Source organism: Acidimicrobiia bacterium, assembly GCA_035471805.1.
Lineage (GTDB): Bacteria > Actinomycetota > Acidimicrobiia > Spongiisociales > JAHEDJ01 > JAHEDJ01.
This window is the reverse complement of sequence record DATIPS010000023.1, coordinates 105,401-120,960: the sequence shown is the minus strand read 5'-3', so window position 1 is coordinate 120,960 and position 15,560 is coordinate 105,401. Positions and strand designations below refer to the sequence as shown.

At 64.4% G+C, this 15,560-nt stretch carries 17 protein-coding genes; 14 read left to right on the top strand and 3 right to left on the bottom strand.

Annotated features, from left to right (window positions below; all coding sequences use genetic code 11):
* Nucleotides 1-33 precede the first annotated feature (33 nt).
* From VLT15_05260 to VLT15_05230, 7 genes are all read left to right on the top strand, one after another.
* The gene (locus VLT15_05260) at nucleotides 34-1,713 is read left to right on the top strand and encodes an ATP-binding protein (protein HSR44627.1); all 1,680 of its coding nucleotides are present in this window, start codon (nucleotides 34-36) and stop codon (nucleotides 1,711-1,713) included.
* Between the two features lie 69 nt (nucleotides 1,714-1,782).
* Nucleotides 1,783-2,952 carry a winged helix DNA-binding domain-containing protein gene (locus VLT15_05255; GenBank protein HSR44626.1) on the top strand — a complete coding sequence of 390 codons (1,170 nt, stop codon included), beginning with the start codon at nucleotides 1,783-1,785 and terminating at the stop codon, nucleotides 2,950-2,952.
* An 87-nt stretch (nucleotides 2,953-3,039) separates the two neighbouring features.
* On the top strand, nucleotides 3,040-3,504 hold the full coding sequence (locus VLT15_05250) for a low molecular weight protein-tyrosine-phosphatase (protein ID HSR44625.1): 465 nt from the start codon (nucleotides 3,040-3,042) through the stop codon (nucleotides 3,502-3,504).
* Between the two features lie 41 nt (nucleotides 3,505-3,545).
* Nucleotides 3,546-4,232, top strand: a complete 687-nt coding sequence (locus tag VLT15_05245) for a fructosamine kinase family protein (protein ID HSR44624.1) — start codon at nucleotides 3,546-3,548, stop codon at nucleotides 4,230-4,232.
* Nucleotides 4,233-4,335: 103 nt separating this feature from the next.
* On the top strand, nucleotides 4,336-5,469 hold the full coding sequence (locus VLT15_05240) for an exonuclease SbcCD subunit D (protein ID HSR44623.1): 1,134 nt from the start codon (nucleotides 4,336-4,338) through the stop codon (nucleotides 5,467-5,469).
* On the top strand, nucleotides 5,459-7,843 hold the full coding sequence (locus VLT15_05235; protein HSR44622.1) for an SMC family ATPase: 2,385 nt from the start codon (nucleotides 5,459-5,461) through the stop codon (nucleotides 7,841-7,843). The genes VLT15_05240 and VLT15_05235 overlap by 11 nt, the downstream gene beginning before the upstream one ends.
* Entirely contained in the window at nucleotides 7,840-8,754 is a 915-nt protein-coding gene (locus VLT15_05230; GenBank protein ID HSR44621.1) for a hypothetical protein, read from the top strand. The genes VLT15_05235 and VLT15_05230 overlap by 4 nt, the downstream gene beginning before the upstream one ends.
* Nucleotides 8,755-8,757: 3 nt before the next feature.
* Here the strand turns inward: VLT15_05230 and VLT15_05225 are convergent, their stop codons facing one another.
* The gene (locus tag VLT15_05225) at nucleotides 8,758-9,750 is read right to left on the bottom strand and encodes an NAD(P)H-dependent glycerol-3-phosphate dehydrogenase (protein ID HSR44620.1); all 993 of its coding nucleotides are present in this window, start codon (nucleotides 9,748-9,750) and stop codon (nucleotides 8,758-8,760) included.
* Nucleotides 9,751-9,823: 73 nt separating this feature from the next.
* On the opposite strand from VLT15_05225, the gene ychF reads away from it, so the two are divergent.
* The 5 genes from ychF to VLT15_05200 all read left to right on the top strand — a co-directional run bounded on the left by ychF (nucleotide 9,824) and on the right by VLT15_05200 (nucleotide 12,443).
* Nucleotides 9,824-10,900 (top strand): redox-regulated ATPase YchF, encoded by a 1,077-nt coding sequence (gene ychF, locus VLT15_05220; protein ID HSR44619.1) that lies wholly within the window; start codon nucleotides 9,824-9,826, stop codon nucleotides 10,898-10,900.
* Nucleotides 10,901-10,931: 31 nt separating this feature from the next.
* A complete protein-coding gene (locus VLT15_05215; protein ID HSR44618.1) occupies nucleotides 10,932-11,108 on the top strand; it encodes a flagellar biosynthesis anti-sigma factor FlgM in 177 nt (58 codons plus the stop codon).
* 48 nt (nucleotides 11,109-11,156) lie between these two features.
* Nucleotides 11,157-11,360: a flagellar biosynthesis anti-sigma factor FlgM gene (locus tag VLT15_05210; protein HSR44617.1), complete on the top strand. Its 204-nt coding sequence runs from the start codon at nucleotides 11,157-11,159 to the stop codon at nucleotides 11,358-11,360.
* Nucleotides 11,361-11,623: 263 nt separating this feature from the next.
* Complete coding sequence (locus VLT15_05205) at nucleotides 11,624-12,127, top strand: small multi-drug export protein (GenBank protein ID HSR44616.1); 504 nt, start codon at nucleotides 11,624-11,626, stop codon at nucleotides 12,125-12,127.
* A 4-nt stretch (nucleotides 12,128-12,131) separates the two neighbouring features.
* Complete coding sequence (locus VLT15_05200; protein ID HSR44615.1) at nucleotides 12,132-12,443, top strand: cytochrome c; 312 nt, start codon at nucleotides 12,132-12,134, stop codon at nucleotides 12,441-12,443.
* On the opposite strand, the gene murI is transcribed toward VLT15_05200, so the two are convergent.
* Nucleotides 12,440-13,213 carry a glutamate racemase gene (murI, locus tag VLT15_05195; protein HSR44614.1) on the bottom strand — a complete coding sequence of 258 codons (774 nt, stop codon included), beginning with the start codon at nucleotides 13,211-13,213 and terminating at the stop codon, nucleotides 12,440-12,442. The genes VLT15_05200 and murI overlap by 4 nt on opposite strands.
* A 66-nt stretch (nucleotides 13,214-13,279) precedes the next feature.
* Here murI and VLT15_05190 point away from each other — a divergent pair, with 66 nt between their 5' ends.
* Entirely contained in the window at nucleotides 13,280-14,050 is a 771-nt protein-coding gene (locus VLT15_05190; protein HSR44613.1) for an SDR family NAD(P)-dependent oxidoreductase, read from the top strand.
* A 21-nt stretch (nucleotides 14,051-14,071) separates the two neighbouring features.
* Here the strand turns inward: VLT15_05190 and VLT15_05185 are convergent, their stop codons facing one another.
* Nucleotides 14,072-14,257, bottom strand: coding sequence for a hypothetical protein (locus VLT15_05185; protein HSR44612.1), 186 nt, complete (start codon nucleotides 14,255-14,257; stop codon nucleotides 14,072-14,074).
* Nucleotides 14,258-14,481: 224 nt separating this feature from the next.
* Between VLT15_05185 and VLT15_05180 the strand changes: the two genes are divergently transcribed.
* Complete coding sequence (locus VLT15_05180; protein HSR44611.1) at nucleotides 14,482-15,558, top strand: AI-2E family transporter; 1,077 nt, start codon at nucleotides 14,482-14,484, stop codon at nucleotides 15,556-15,558.
* Nucleotides 15,559-15,560 lie beyond the last annotated feature (2 nt).

Below are 15,560 nucleotides of genomic sequence, written 5' to 3'. Positions count from 1 at the left end.
GTTGTACGTTGCAACTCTTCCGAAAGGATCGTGGTGAGCGAGAGCGAGTTCGTTGGTCGAGTCATTGGAACCGACGATGCCACCCCCCTCGAGTTCTGGGTGAGCGTCGCGAGCGGTCAGTACATGCAACTCGACGATGTGGTCGCGCTGGAGCGCACTCTGCCGGACGACGAGGAAGTGAAGATATACGGCATGGTGGGTCAGGTGAGGGCCCGTCACGAGGGAGCGCGCTTCGATTCAGATGTCTTTCTGATCGAAGACGGCGTTCTCCCGGCTGAGGTATCTGAATCGGCTCAGGTGACGGCAACCCGCTTCGAGCCGGAAATCTTCGTCCCTCCTCGGCCCGGGCAGAAGGTCCGCCGGGCGCGCGGCATCGAACGCGATGAGGCGCTGTTCTTCGACAAGATGAGTGAACGGCTTCCCATCGGCTTGTCGCGCAGCAACGAACCGCTCTATGCCAATCTCGAGTTCGTCGACGGTCGCCGTGGGGCGCACGTCAATATCTCGGGGATCTCCGGTGTGGCCACCAAGACGACCTATGCGACGTTCCTTCTGCACTCACTCTTCGAATCCGGCGTCCTCGGGTCGAGATCGGTCAACACGAAAGCCCTCATATTCAACGTGAAGGGCGAGGACCTCCTGTTTCTCGATCGACCCAATCTGGCGATTGATCAAACGCAGGCCGATCGGTACCAGGCGCTGGGATTGCCGGCGCAGCCTTTCCGGTCGGTTGGCATCTTTGCCCCGCCGCGGCGCGGCTCCACCACCGGAGCTCCCGACGTCAACGCTCGCACCGAAGGAGTCACGTCTTTCTACTGGAGCCTCGCCGAGTTTTGTCACGACGATTTGCTTCCCTTCCTCTTTGCCGACGCTGAAGACGACCGCTCGCAATACACCATGGTCGTCTACAACGTCATGGCGCAGCTGCGTCACGCCTCCCGGCTCGAAGACGGGGCAGTCGTCATCGAGGGCTCGACTCTTCGGTCTTTTCGGGATCTCGTCGACTTCATAACCTTGCGCGTGCAGGATGAGGAGGATCGCTACCAGTGGGCGGGTCCTGCAATCGGCACGGGAACGATCAACGCTTTCGTTCGACGCCTCCAGGGAGCGGTTCGCCATATCGAGCATCTGATTCGGGCCGATCTCCCGAATCCCGGCCGGCACCGCGTTGCGCTGCAGAACCAGGTTACGGTCGTCGATCTGCACAATCTTCATGACCGGGCGAAACGATTCGTCGTCGGAGTGACGGTGCGAGGTGCCTTCGACGAGAAGGAGAAAGCCGGGCAGTCGGAGGAACTGCTGTTGATCGTCCTCGATGAGTTGAACAAGTACGCACCACGCGAGGGGTCGAGTCCGATCAAAGAAATCCTGCTCGACGTCGCAGAGCGAGGGCGCTCGCTCGGGGTGATTCTCATCGGTGCCCAGCAAACGGCGTCTGAAGTCGAGCGGCGAATCATCGCCAACTCCTCGATCCGCGTGGTCGGAAGACTTGATTCCGCAGAAGCCTCGCGTGATGAGTACGGGTTCCTGCCCTCAGTCCAGCGTCAGCGCGCCACCATCCTCAAACCGGGGACGATGCTCGTCACCCAGCCGGAGATTCCGGTTCCTCTCGTGCTGGAGTTCCCGTTCCCGTCGTGGGCAACTCGCGCCAGTGAGGCGGGCCCGGCTCCTTCCGGAGACCGGCCGGACGATCCGTTCGAAGGCCTGTCCTAGGTTTCTCGGCAATGCCGTGTGTGACTCAGGAGGCATTGCGTTGCTGAGAAAACGCGACTCACCGGAGCGATGAGACGTTTCTCCGCCCCCGAACGCAGGGCGCGCCTGGTGGAGCGCCATCATCTGTCCGGCCCGGCCGCCGACGTCGAAACGGTCGCCGCGGATCTGGTCGGGTTGCACTCCAGCGACCCGGTGACGGTGTTTCTCTCGGCTCGCGCCCGCCTGGCCGATTTTCGCATCGCGGATATGGAAGAGGCGCTGTACGAGCGCCGTTCGCTGGTGCGCATGCTCGGCATGCGCCGGACGTTGTTCGCAGTGCCGGTCGATCTGGCCTCGACCATGCAGATCGCATGCACGAGTCACCTGGTGGCGGCCGAGCGGCGTCGTCTGGTGGCAATGCTCGAAGAGCAGGGTGTGGCGTCCGACGGTGAACGGTGGCTGAGAGGGGTGGAGGAGGCCACACTCGCCGCCGTGAGGGAGTTCGGCGAGGCAACGGCCGTTGAGTTGACGGCCGTCGTGCCGGAGTTGAGTGAGAAGCTGATGTTCGGTGAGGGCAAGACCTGGGGTGGGATTGTGGGTGTCTCCACCAGGGTCCTGTTCCTGCTGGCGACGACGGGCCGTATCCTGCGCGGTCGCCCGCGCGGTTCGTGGAAGTCGAGCCAGTACCGGTGGGCGGAGACCGACGTATGGCTCGACGGCGGGCTCGCCGCGCTGGACCCGGAGTGGGCCGAGGCCGAGCTTCTGCGGAGATGGCTGATGTCGTATGGTCCCGGAACGATTACCGACCTGCGCTGGTGGACGGGGTGGACCCTGTCCAAGACGCGTGCGGCGCTGAGCCGGTTGGATACCGTGCAGGTCGAGCTCGACGACGGCCCGGGTGTTGTGCTTGCCGACGATCTGGAGACCGGGTCGTCGGACGACCCGTCGGTTGTGCTGCTTCCCGGATTGGATCCGTCGGTGATGGGCTGGAAGGAGCGGGAGTGGTTCCTGGGCGACCTGGCGGCTTTGCTCTTCGATTCCAACGGTAACGCCGGACCAACGGTGTGGGTCGACGGGTCGATCGTGGGAGGCTGGGCGCAGCGTCCCGGCGGTGAGATCGCGTTCCGGCTTCTCCGGGATGTGGGTAGTGAGGCACGCGCCGCGCTCGCGGCCGAGGCGGCTGCTCTGTCCGAATGGCTCGGCGACGACCGGATCAAGCCACGGTTCCGAACGCCACTCGAGCAGGAGCTGTTCGGCTAGCGGCAGCTCCGGCGGGTTTTCTCGGATCCGCGTCCGGCGGTGCGCTTGCGCGGCAACATTTTGCAGGCGCGCCCTAATCTCAGTCCCATGCGAATCCTGACCGTCTGCCTCGGGAATATCTGTCGCTCTCCCGCCGCGGAGGCCGCAATCCGGGCCGCCGCCGCTGAAGAGGGTCTGCAGGTCGAAGTGGATTCGGCAGGCACCGGCGATTATCACATAGGCGATGGGCCGAACCCCCGGTCGATCGCGGCTGGGGCCGAGGTGGGTCTCGACGTCCGGGGGACGGCGCGGCAGGTTCGGCTCGAGGACTTCGAACAGTTCGACTTGATCGTCGCGATGGACCATGCCAACTTCGAGGATCTGCGACGACTGGCACCTTCGTCGAGTGCCCGCGCCAAGGTCCACCTCTTCCGCGATTTCGATCCGGCTTCGCGCGGCCGGGAGGTTCCGGACCCGTATTACGGAACCGATGAGGACTACCGGGCAATGGTCAAGGTGATACTCCCGGCGGCCCGCGGTCTGGTTGAGAGGCTCAAGGAGCTGAGCAGCTGAGCTGGGCGACCGTCACCCGATCCAGCGTGGACGGCCGACCGGTGGCTGTCAAACAGACGCACTACGACGCCCGGGTCGAAGCCGACGGTCTGCGGAGGCTGGCGAGGGCCGGGGCTCCTGTTCCGGAGGTTCTGAGAGCGGATTCGGCCGGGCTCGTCATGGCCTGGGTGACGGGACAGCCCGATTGGGAGGGACTCGGCGCGACCCTTGCCGGGGTCCACCGGACGTCGGCACCGGCGTTCGGATATGAGATCGACAATGTGATCGGGTCGCTTCCGCAGCCGAATCCGTGGACGGCGTCCTGGGGAGAGTTCTTCGCTGCGAACCGGGTTCGGGTTCATCTGGACGATCCGTCGATACCTGCTCATCTGCGGATCCGGCTCGAAGCGGCGTGCGATGGTCCACTGCCTGCTTTTTTGGAGGAGCATGCCCCCTCTCCGAGCCTCGTGCACGGCGATGTCTGGTCGGGGAACATCGTCGATGGGGCGTTCCTCATCGATCCTGCCGTGTCGTTCTCGGATAGGGAGGTGGAGCTGGCGTTCATGGCGGTGTTCGGCGGCATCCCGCAGGCTATGTGGAAGGGATATCTGGAGGCCTGGCCCCTGACAGACGGATGGGAACGGCGGCGGCCCGCTCTCCAACTACATCACTTGCTGGTGCACGTCCGGCTCTTCGGCGGGGGATACGTTCGGATGGTCGAAGACCGCCTCGATCGGCTGGGGTGGTGATGCTTCCGGCTTCCCTGCTCGCCTGCGGCCCGGCCGTTCTCTCCGGCAGCCGCTCGGCGCGCTGCGGGAAGAAAAGTCACAGGCTCCCGGTACCATCGCCCGCGTGAAGTTCCTACACACCTCCGACTGGCATGTCGGTCGAACGATAAGAGGGCGAAGCCGTGCCGATGAGCACAAGGCCGTGCTGGCGGGCATCGCCGAAGTGGCGGCAGACGAGGCGGTGGACCTGGTCCTGGTGGCAGGGGACCTGTTCGACGTATCGGCTCCCAGCGCCGAATCGGAACGGATCGTCTACGAGGCGTTGCTGAATCTGGCCAAGGTGGCTCCGGTGGTGGTCGTCGCCGGAAACCACGACCATCCGAGACGGCTCGAAGCCGTCGCCCCTCTTCTCGAGCTGGGAAGGGTGACCGTCGTCGCGCTCCCGAAACGGGCAGACGAGGGTGGGATCGTCCGTTTCCCGGATCTCGACGCGCGGGTGGCGCTTCTCCCTTTCCTCAGCCAGCGAGCCATCGTCAATGTCGACGACCTCATGGCGCTCGATCCCGACCAGCACGACGGCAAGTACGCCGGGCGCCTCGGCGCAATCATCGCCAAGCTCACAGATGAAATGCACACCGATCAGGTCAACATCTTCTGTTCCCACCTCACCGTGCACGGCGGAGTCATGGGCGGAGGCGAACGGACGGCCCACGTCTTCCCCTACGCCATCGCCGCCCAGATGTTTCCCGGTTCGCTGTCGTACGTGGCTCTCGGGCACCTTCACAGGCTTCAGAAGGTGCCTGCTGCAGCGCCTGTCTGGTATTCGGGATCACCGATGCAGCTCGACTTCGGCGAGGTCGATGACACCAAAGGCGTCCTGGTCGTGGAAGCCGAGCCGGGACTACCCGCCACCGTGCGGGAAGTCCCGCTGGCGGCCGGGCGCCGGCTCATCCGGCTGCGCGGGACCCTCGAGCAGATCGAGTCTCTCGCCGGAACTACCGATGATGCGTATCTGAAGATAGAACTCGATGAACCGGCCAGAGCGGGACTGGCCGATGAAGTACGGGACCTGTTCCCGTTCGCGGTCGACGTGGTTCTGGCGGCGCAGGCCGAGGGTCGTTCTCGTCCCAGGGTTGCGCCCCGTCTGGGCAGGGCTGCTCCCGAACTCTTCCGGGAGTATCTCGAGTACAGGAACCTCGACGACGGCAGGCTCGGGGCGTTGTTCGACGCTCTGCTGGAGGAGACCTATGAGGCCTAGACGCCTCGAGGTCGAGGGGTTCACCGCCTTCAGGACCAAGACCGTCGTCGATTTCGACGGTGCAGATCTCTTTGCATTTGTCGGCCCGACCGGCAGCGGGAAGTCGAGCCTGGTCGACGCGTTGCTGTTCGCCCTCTACGGGGTGGTGCCGCGGCTCGGGAAATCGGCGGTGGAGCCCATCATCTCACTCGGGAAGACCGAGGCGAGGGTGCGCTTCGATTTCTCCGTCGGCGAAATCGATTATGTGGCCGCGCGCGTCGTGAGGCGCACGAAGACCGGAGCGACCACCGCCGAAGCCCGTCTGGAAGGCGGCCCTGAATCGGTGATGGGCGCCGACGAGGTCACGCACGCGGTCGAGGCGCTGGTCGGACTCGGCTTCGATCATTTCACGAAATGTGTTGTGCTCCCGCAGGGGGAGTTCGCCGCATTTCTGCAAGACACCCCGGCGAAGAAACAGGAACTCCTGCGCGAGCTGCTCGATCTCGGCCGTATCCAGATCGTCAGGAAGCTCGCTCTCGATCGTCAGAAGGTGGCCGATACCACGATCGATCTCTTGTCCGTTCAGTTGGAGGATCTCGGGTTCGCCTCCGAGGAAGCAATGAGAACGGCGGAATCGAGGCGGGACGGCCTGGCTGCCGTCCGTGAGGAGATCGATGCCGCCGAGCCGACCCTCGAGGAGGCACGAACCGCAGCTGCAGATGCGACCCGGGATGCAGAGCGATTCCGGCGTGAAGCGGCTCTGCTCCGGGCGATCGAAATGCCGTCCGACCTCGCCGACCTCACGAAAATCGTGGAGCAAGCGGCCGCACAGTTGAAGGCCGCGCAAGCCGGCGCGGTGGACGCCGAAAGACGGCGCATCGAGTTGGAGAAGGAGTCGGGGGAGATCCCGGACCTCGCCGTGCTCGCACGAGTCCTCGATCTGCACGCCCGGCTCGCCGGAGAAATCGAGGCCGAGGCCGCCGCTTCCGAGCAGGAGAAGGCCGCCGGTGTCGCCGCCGAGCAGGCGAAAGCTGCTTCCGGCGCTTCCGATGCCGCGCTCGCCACGGCGCTCGACCGACTCGAGGAGGTGCGCCGCAGGCACGCGGCTCACAGCCTGGCTGAGCATCTCGAAGTGGGCGCGCCGTGTCCGGTGTGCCGCCGGACCGTTGACGAGCTTCCAGACGACGAGTCAACTCCAGACGAGTTGACCGAGGCGGAAGCTCTCGTGCAGCAGCTCCGCGAGCGGAGTACGGCTGCGGCAGCAGCAGCTGTGGAGAGCGGGGAGAAGCTGGCTTCGGCCGCATCGCGCCGTGTGGAGGCGCAGCGGCGGGTCGCCGAGCTCCGCGAATCTCTGGCCGGTCGGCCGGAGGCGTCCGACAGTGAACGCCTGATGGCGGCTCGGCGGGATCTGGACTTGCGCCTTCGGAGCGCCATCGAGGTGGAGCAGGAGGCTCGCAGGAGCGTCGAATCGGCCCGGGCTCAGGAGCGGGGAGTTGGTCAGACGATCGAAACGGCACGGCGGGATTTCGATATCACGCGCGACAGCCTGGCGGCCCTTGTGCCTCCCGTCGCCGAACGGAAGCATCTCGAAGAGGATTGGACCACCCTGGTCGAATGGGCGGCCGAGACGGCTCGATCCCGTGTGCAGTCGGCGAAGGATCTCGAGCGGGTGGCGATCGAAGCCAGAGACAGGATCGATCAACAGGAGCGACTGGTGATCGAGAAGTTGCGGGGACTGGACCTGGACTTCGACGGTCAAAGGGGTCAGAGACTCCGCGACGTCTGTGTCGAAGCGGTGGCCGTTGCTGCACAGGAGGTCGAGCGGATAGCTCAAGCAAGATCCAAGGCAGGCAAACTCGCCGGGGAACGAGATCGCCATCAGGAGCAGTCTGTGGTTGCGAAGACGCTGGCCCAGCACCTGGCCGCCGGCGGATTCGAGGGCTGGCTGATGGCCGAAGCGCTCGAAGCTCTCGTCGATGGTGCGAATCAACGCCTCGACGATCTATCCGGTGGTGCGTTCTCGCTCGAACTCGAGAAACGCGACTTTCGCATCATCGACCATCGCAACGCCGATGAGCGACGCTCGGTCAAGACTCTGTCGGGCGGTGAGACCTTCCTCGTCTCGCTGGCGCTGGCCCTGGCACTCGCAGAGCAACTGGCTTCGATGTCGGTGCATGGGGTGGCCCGGCTCGAGTCGATGTTCCTCGACGAAGGATTCGGATCCCTGGACTCGGAGTCTCTCGACGTCGTCGCCGCAGTGATCCATGAACTCGGGTCCGACGGTCGCACAATCGGATTGATCACTCACGTGAAAGACCTCGCCGAACAGGTGCCGGTCAGATTCGAGGTTCGCAAGGGCCCGGCCGGAGCCACGGTCGAAAGGACGGACGGATGAACTTCTCGATCGAGCCGTGGGCGCCGGACTACGGGGTGGCTGTCAGCGCGGATATGGACGAGACGACCGCCCCTCCCTCCCTCGATGTCGAGGTACCGGCAGCCGACTGGGCGCCGATCCAACCATCCGGGAGAGCGGCCGAATCGGTGCTCTTCGTCGACGGCGTTCGGCGGATCGATGCCAACGTCTGGATCGCCGAACCCGAAGGGACGGCGACGCTCGGCATATGTGCGTCGTACGCAGCCGGAGCCGTCAGAGCGGACGGGAGCGCCGAGGTCGTGGAAGCGGTCGTCGAGCGAGGGCTATTCAGTTCGGCCGGACGGGCGGAGGACATTGCGACGGTGCACACGACCTATGCGGCCCGCTCCGCGGCGGGGGAGACTCCCGAGGCCCTCTGGCTGGCATTGCAGCAACGGATGGGTGAACTCGAGAACGCCGTGGTCACCAAACACGAGGGGGCCGACCTGGTCGTGGCGGATGGTCCACTGCGAGCGGGACGGCACGTTCCGTCGTCCGTTGGGTACATCAAGACCCATCATGTCCACTACCTGCCGCCGGCCGTGCGCCCCATCCTCGGATCGCTGGACGCCGGGCAGCGGACTCCCATCTTCTTGTCGACCACCTCGTGGTCGCGCTTCATGTGGTATCTCCGTCTACCAGGACCCGCAGGGCATCCTCTGGCGTCCGTTGTGCGGCTCGAGACCTCGGCCGACCAATCTCCGGCCGCGGCAGCCGCACTGGCCGACCTGGTCAGCTCCTCCCTGCCGCGCTTTGCATCCCACGGTCACAAGGACCCCAGAGCACCTCAGAATCTATATCCGATTGCCGGCCTCGAACGAGAGCTGCGGAGGAGATTGGGCGATCCCCGACTGCTCTATCGCGATTTGCGTGCGGCAGCCGCAATGGCTTGAGGGTCAGACCTCGCGTTTTGCCTGCCGGGTCATGAGCGCCAGCACTGCTTCGCGTGGATGTACCCCGTCGTACAGGACCCGGCCGACCTGTTCGGCGATGGGCGTTTCGACTCCCACCTTCGCTCCGAGATCGAGCACGGCTCTGGTCGTCTTGACCCCTTCGGCGACCATCCGCATGTCCTCGATGATCTGATCCAGCGAGCGACCTCTGGCAAGCTCAACACCCACCCGATGATTTCTGCTCTGGGAACTCATGCAGGTGGCGATCAGGTCGCCTACTCCTGCCAGGCCGGCGAACGTGGCCGGCTCACCGCCGAGTGTCTCGCCGAGACGGGTGAGCTCGGCGATGGCGCGAGTGATGAGGGCGGCCAGGGTGTTGTCACCGAGTCCGAGCCCGCGCGCCATGCCTGCCGCGATCGCCATCACATTCTTGAGTGCGCCCGCCGTCTCGCATCCGACCACGTCTCTATTCGTATAGACCCGAAAGGTCGGATCCATGAACGCCTGCTGTAGCAGGCCGGCGACCTCTAGATCCTCCATGGCGATGACGGTGGCGGCAGGCTGGCCCTGCATGATCTCGTTGGCGAGATTGGGTCCCGTCAGCACGCCGACTCTGGCCGGATCGTGCGTCGGGAGCACCTCCAACGTCACCTCGCTCATTCGTTTCAGGGACTCTTGCTCGATTCCCTTGGTGAGGCTCAGTATCGGCGTGTCGTCGTCGACGAACGAAGCCAGATCGCTCATGACCGCCCGATAGCCGTGCGAAGGTACCGCCATGACGATGACCTCAACCGCCGACACGGCATGTTCGAGGTCGGTCGAGGCGCGCAGGCCGTAGGGGAGGCGGAACCCGGCGAGATAGTCCGGGTTCTCCCCATGGTTGATCGCGTCGGCGAGTTCAGGTCGTCGTGCCCACAATGTGACCGGCTGTCTGCGAGCTGCGAGCGCCGCCACCGTTGTACCCCAAGAACCCGCTCCGATTACGGCCATATTCATTGAGCATCCTTTCGAGTTCCCCACGATACGCCTTCGACTTGATCCGTGCCCGCCCCGGCTACACTCGCCCGCCGTGGCAAAGATCGGCATCCTCGGTTTCCCAAACGTCGGCAAAACCACCCTGTTCAACGCGTTGACCGGCTTGAGGGCCCCGACCGCCCCGCATCCGTTCTCAACAACCGAGCCGAATGTGGGAGTGGCGGCGGTTCCGGACGAGAAGTTGGAACGGGCGGCCGCCGTCGAGAGCTCTGCCAAGATCGTGCACGCGCAGCTGGAGCTTCTGGACGTTCCTGCTCTGGCCAAACCGGGTCACGGGGGCGGCCTTGCCGGTCAGTTCCTCGGCCGGCTCCGCGATGTAGAGGCGCTCGCAGTCGTGCTGAGAGCCTTTGAGGATCCCGGGGTACCGGATGAGGAATCCGGCGTCGACCCCGTCGCACAGGCCCAAGAACTGCTCCTCGAGCTGGCCCTTGCCGACTTCGATGTGTTTGACCGCCGCAAGGCCAAGATCGCCAAGGAGGCAACCGCGGATCCCTCCAAACGCGGGGCGGCCGACTCGATCGCGTCGGCCACGGCGGTGCTGGAGGCCGGTGAGGCTCTCCGGCAGCACAAATGGGAGCCGGATGCGATCAGGGCCTTCCGTGACCTGGCTCCGCTCACGATGAAGCCGGCAGTCTGGGTGATCAACGCGGCAGAGGATGCAGATGCGGTCTCGTTGGCCAATGCGGTTGAGGAGGTCGTGCCGGAAGGTGACATCGTTGTCGTGGTGTCCGCGCTACTCGAGGAGGAAGCCGCCCAACTCGACCCCGAAGACAGAGCCGAGCTATTCGAAGGACTGGGGCTGGGGGAAGGTGCGTTGAGCCGCATGGTCCGGGCCTCCTACTCGGCCCTCGGTGTTCAGTCGTTCTACACACTCGGGCCCAAGGAAGCTCATGCCTGGACCGTTCGGGTGGGCGCCAAGGCTCCGGAGGCGGCCGGGAAGATCCATTCGGATCTCGAACGCGGCTTCATTCGTGCCGAGATCGCGCCTATCGACGACGTGATCGAGGCAGGGGGCTGGGATGCCGCGAAAGCATCCGGGATCGTGAAGGTCGAAGGCAAGGCGTACACGATGTCCGAGGGTGACGTGGTTCTGGTTCGGTTCTCGGTGTGAGGCGGGGCCCGGCGGCTGCTATTTTCCTGCGATGGCCGATCCAACCGAAGAGGAGACGCCGCGGCTCAGTCCGATGACCTCGCCCGAAGGCCGTGCGGAGTACGTCCGCTACCTCAAGGCGCGGATCGACGCAGGCGAGTATTTCGTCACTCCTGAAGACATTGCCCGGGCCGTTCTGGCACAAATCACGGAGAAATACCGCTTTTAGTGAGATTTCTGTCAATATGGACACTCCCCGTGCCGATGGGTTTCTGTAATGGCGGAAGACGTAAGCCTCAGTTGGTGGCAGCGCCGGCTCGATGAACTCGCTCAGGAGATCAGAGCCGGCAGCTATTTCGTGCCTGCAGAAGAGATTGCTGCTGCGATTCTCTTTGGGCGGCCGAAGTGGGGGGAGAATCCCGAGCTTGCCAAGAGACCGAACCAATGGTCGGCCGAGAGAGCGACCGCCATTTCACGCTGAGGTTTTCCGGGAAATGCGAGTGCGGGCGGTTTCCTATGGCGGAGGCTCCGGCAAGGGGGGTTGACCGGAGCCTCCGTTGGGGTCGTAGTGTTGAGCACGGCGCCAGGGATAACCCGTCCTCACGACCCCGGGTAATGAGGGTTGCGTGGCAGGAAACCGGCCGGGCCGGGTTCCCTCGGTGATCCTACGCCCCGGCGAATTGGCCGTCAATCGATATCCTTCGCCGCCGGCCCGACCTCCGAGACGTGCCATACTCATCGGCCGTGCGTGAAGAGATACAACAGTGGGTCGAGAGTCTTCCGATACCGGAACCGGTCGCGGTAATGCTCCTGGCTGCGTTGCCGATCACCGAACTGCGACTGGCCATTCCCTTCGCCAGGGGAGTGCTCGAATGGAGTCTGCTGCCGGCTCTCTTCTGGTCGGTGCTCGGTAATCTGCTGCCGGTTCCGTTCATCCTGTGGCTCCTGGGGCCCGTTACCTCATGGGCGGAAGCCCACTGGTCGTGGTTGCACCGGTTTCTCGAGAGGTTGTTCTCGCACACCCGCAAACGCCACACTGCCAGGTTTGATCGCCTCCGCGATCTGGCTCTGGTCGCCTTCGTGGCCATTCCTCTCCCCGTCACGGGTGCTTGGTCCGGTTCTCTGGCTGCGTTCGTATTCGGAGTAGAGCGGCGGCGAGCTTTGGCCCTGATTGCGGTCGGGGTGCTGGTCGCAGGTGTTGTCGTATCCTTACTGGTCGAGGCCGGCGTGATGCTGGCGGAAGGTTGATGGTGTGAGAAAGACGATCACAGCGATTCTCCTGGTGGCGACGATCACAGCCGGTTGCTCTTCGAACCTGGCAGAGGACGCCTCCGGAGCTGAGATCTACTCGACACTCTGTAGTCGCTGTCACGGAGGTGACCTGTCCGGAGGAATCGGTCCGGCTCTGGGGGCAGGGAGCGATCTCGTCGACCAGCCGGATGCGTACCTTGTGCAGACGATCTCGGTCGGCCTGGGGCGGATGCCCGGCTTCGGGTTCAACCTGTCTGAAGCCCAGATCGAGCGGGTCGCCGACTACCTTCGCTCTCAGCAAGAGTCCGGCTAGACGTCGATCCCCGCCACTTCACCGGTTGGACCGATGAGGGCGGTGACGCGCTCTCGGAACGAGTACGGGTCCCCGGTTGTCAGTAACCGGAGCGCCGCTGATCCGCCCCGGTCTAGACCGTTTTGCCTCGCCACCCGTTCCACCTGCGCCGCCACCGCCGGAGCGGGATCCACCACCTGGACCCCCGACAATTCGGCGATGAGATCGCCCAGGAACGAGTAGTGGGTGCACCCGAGAACGATCTGATCGACGTTGCGTCCCCGGAAGGGCTCCAGGTGCTCCCGCACGGCGCGTTCGATCTTCGACCGCTCGGCTCCCGTTTCGACGAGGTCGGCGAGTCCCGGACACGGCCTGGCGATGACCTTCGTTCCGGCCGCAAACCGGGACACGACGCTCGCGAACAGTTCGCCCTGAAAGGTGGCAGTAGTGGCCAGCACGCCGACCGTGCGGGTAGCCGTACGTTCGGCGGCTGGTTTGACGGCCGGTTCGATGCCCACAACCGGCAGCGGCTGACGGCGCTCGCGCAGGTAGTGGAGTGCCGCCGCCGATGCCGTGTGGCAGGCGATCACGATCATCCCGGCCCCTTCGTTCGTCAACCTCTCGGTGATGAGATCGGCGCGCTGCCGGACGTCATCCAGGGTTCTGTCGCCGTAGGGTCCATAGGCTTGATCGGCCACATAGACGATGCGGCTGTCGGGGAGAAGCCGGCGTGTCTCCCGGAGTACCGAGAGCCCGCCCACCCCGGAATCGAACATTCCGATGGCTGTCATACGACGACTATCTCAGCAGATCCTGCGGCTGGTAGCGTCAAATCCACGAGTACAGGGAGGCGGATTGTGCGTATCGAGGGTTCTGTTGCATTGGTCACAGGTGGAGCATCGGGATTGGGCCGGGGTGCGGCTGAAGCGCTGGCGGCGCGAGGCGGCAAGGTCGCCATTCTCGACCTGCCGACGTCGGACGGCGCGGCAGTTGCCGAGAGCATGGGAGCGGGGGCCGTCTTTGTGCCCGCAGATGTGCGCGATACCGAACAAGTCGCCGGGGCCGTAGCCGGGGCCGAGGCGGCCCACGGCAAGATCGATCTCCTCGTCAGCGCGGCCGGAGTCGTGACTGCCCACCGGGTAGTCACCAGGGAAGGTGAACTGTTTCCGCTCGATCGTTTCAGATTCACCATCGAGGTCAACCTGATCGGAATGTTTGATGTGCTTCGTCGGGTCGCCGGCGTCATGAGCCGGAATGAACCGAACGAGGGCGGAGAACGCGGCGCCATCATCAACGTGGCCTCGATAGCAGCCTACGAAGGCCAGGTCGGCCAGGCGGCCTACTCTGCCTCGAAGGGCGGAATCGTCGGCCTCACATTGCCGCTGGCCCGTGATCTGGCCGGCACCGGTATCCGCGTGAACACGATTGCTCCCGGGATCATGGATACGCCCATGCTGGCCGGTGCTCCTCAGGAGCTGAAGGATTCGCTGGCCCAGGTGCACGTATTCCCCCGACGACTGGGCACAGCAGACGACTTCGCGCATCTGGCCATCGCCGTCTTCGAGAACCCGATGATCAACGGTGAAGTGATCAGGCTGGATGCAGGAGCGCGGATGGGTCCGCGCTAGCCGGTCCGCAAGGCGCCTCCATCACCTCGGGTCGTCGACCTGAACGGACGCGATGGGGGAGTCGTCGGTTCCGGCTCCCAGAGCCTCGGTGAGACGGGCTTCGAGCTCGGCCTTCGACAGCAAAGGATGCGGAAGAAAGTCGTCGCTGAGCTTGACCCAGATGCGGGCGCGATATTCCTTGCTCGGTTTGCTGGGTTTGCTACCCAAAATCAGCTCCTCCCGGCGGCATTGGAGGAAGCTACTCCGATTTCGAATCGCGATCCAGGATGCCTCCGGGGTAGAGGCCGCGGACCGGCAACCCGTGTGCGTCCAGGCCCGCCGAACAGGTTCCACGGACCGGTTTCTGGTTCTCCGTCGGCCGCACCAGACGCAGCATTCCCGGAAAGTGAATCCGCGCTTCGGCGCATCGGAGGCCGTATCCTGCGCGGTGCATGACGGATTCCGAACTCGTGAACGTTCCCCGGTGGTTCCGCCGGGGTGTCTGGTACGCCATTTCCGCAGTCCTCTTGACGGCAGGGGTTCTGTGGCTTCTCTCCAGGGTGACCGGGCTGTTCCTGGCCTTGCTCATGGCGGTCTTCGTATCGTTTGCCCTCGAACCCGCCGTCAAGTACCTCGCAGGGCGCGGCTGGAGTCGCGGAGTGGCAACGGGCATCGTGTTCATCGTCACCGGCGTACTCTTCGTCGCCTTTGTCGCCATCATGGTTCCGGCCATCGTCGATCAAGGCACCGCCTTCGCCGAGGATCTTCCGGACTATGTCGACGAGGTGACTTCGGCACTCGACGAATGGCTCGATATCACCATCGCCGAGTCGATGTTCGAGGGAGGTTCCCCTGATTTCGCAGCGCTTCTCTCCGACTACGGATCAGACGTGGCATCCGGCCTTCTCGGCTTCGGTTCGGCTCTGCTGGGAGCGGTAATCACGGGCCTGACCGTCGCACTGTTCGCTTTCTACATGGTGGCCGAAGGCCCGAAGTTCAGGCGGGTGGTCCTGCGAGTCTTCCGCCCCGACCGTCAACGGGAAATGCTCCGCATATGGGAGATCGCGGTCGAGAAGACCGGTGGATACGTCTATTCGCGGCTGCTACTCGCAGCTGCGTCGGCCCTCATTGCATGGATAGCGCTGCGCATACTCGGCATCCCGAATGCCCTGGCCCTGGCCATCTGGGTGGGTGTCGTGTCCCAGTTCGTTCCGGCTGTTGGCACCTACATAGCCGCTGTGCTTCCGGTTCTGGCGGCGTTCTTCGAGTCTCCCGTCAAGGCGCTCTGGGTGCTGGTGGTGCTGATCGCCTATCAGCAGATTGAGAACTATCTACTTGCGCCGCGTATCACCGCCCGCACGATGTCGCTTCATCCTGCCGTGGCGTTCGGATCGGCCATTGCCGGCATCGGTGTGCTCGGTGCGCTCGGAGCCGTGATCGCCCTTCCGACGGCCGCCATCATCCAGGCGGTGATTTCCGGTTACCTGGAGCTGCATCCCTTCGTTGATGAGCCGGGTGCGGTTTCCTGAAC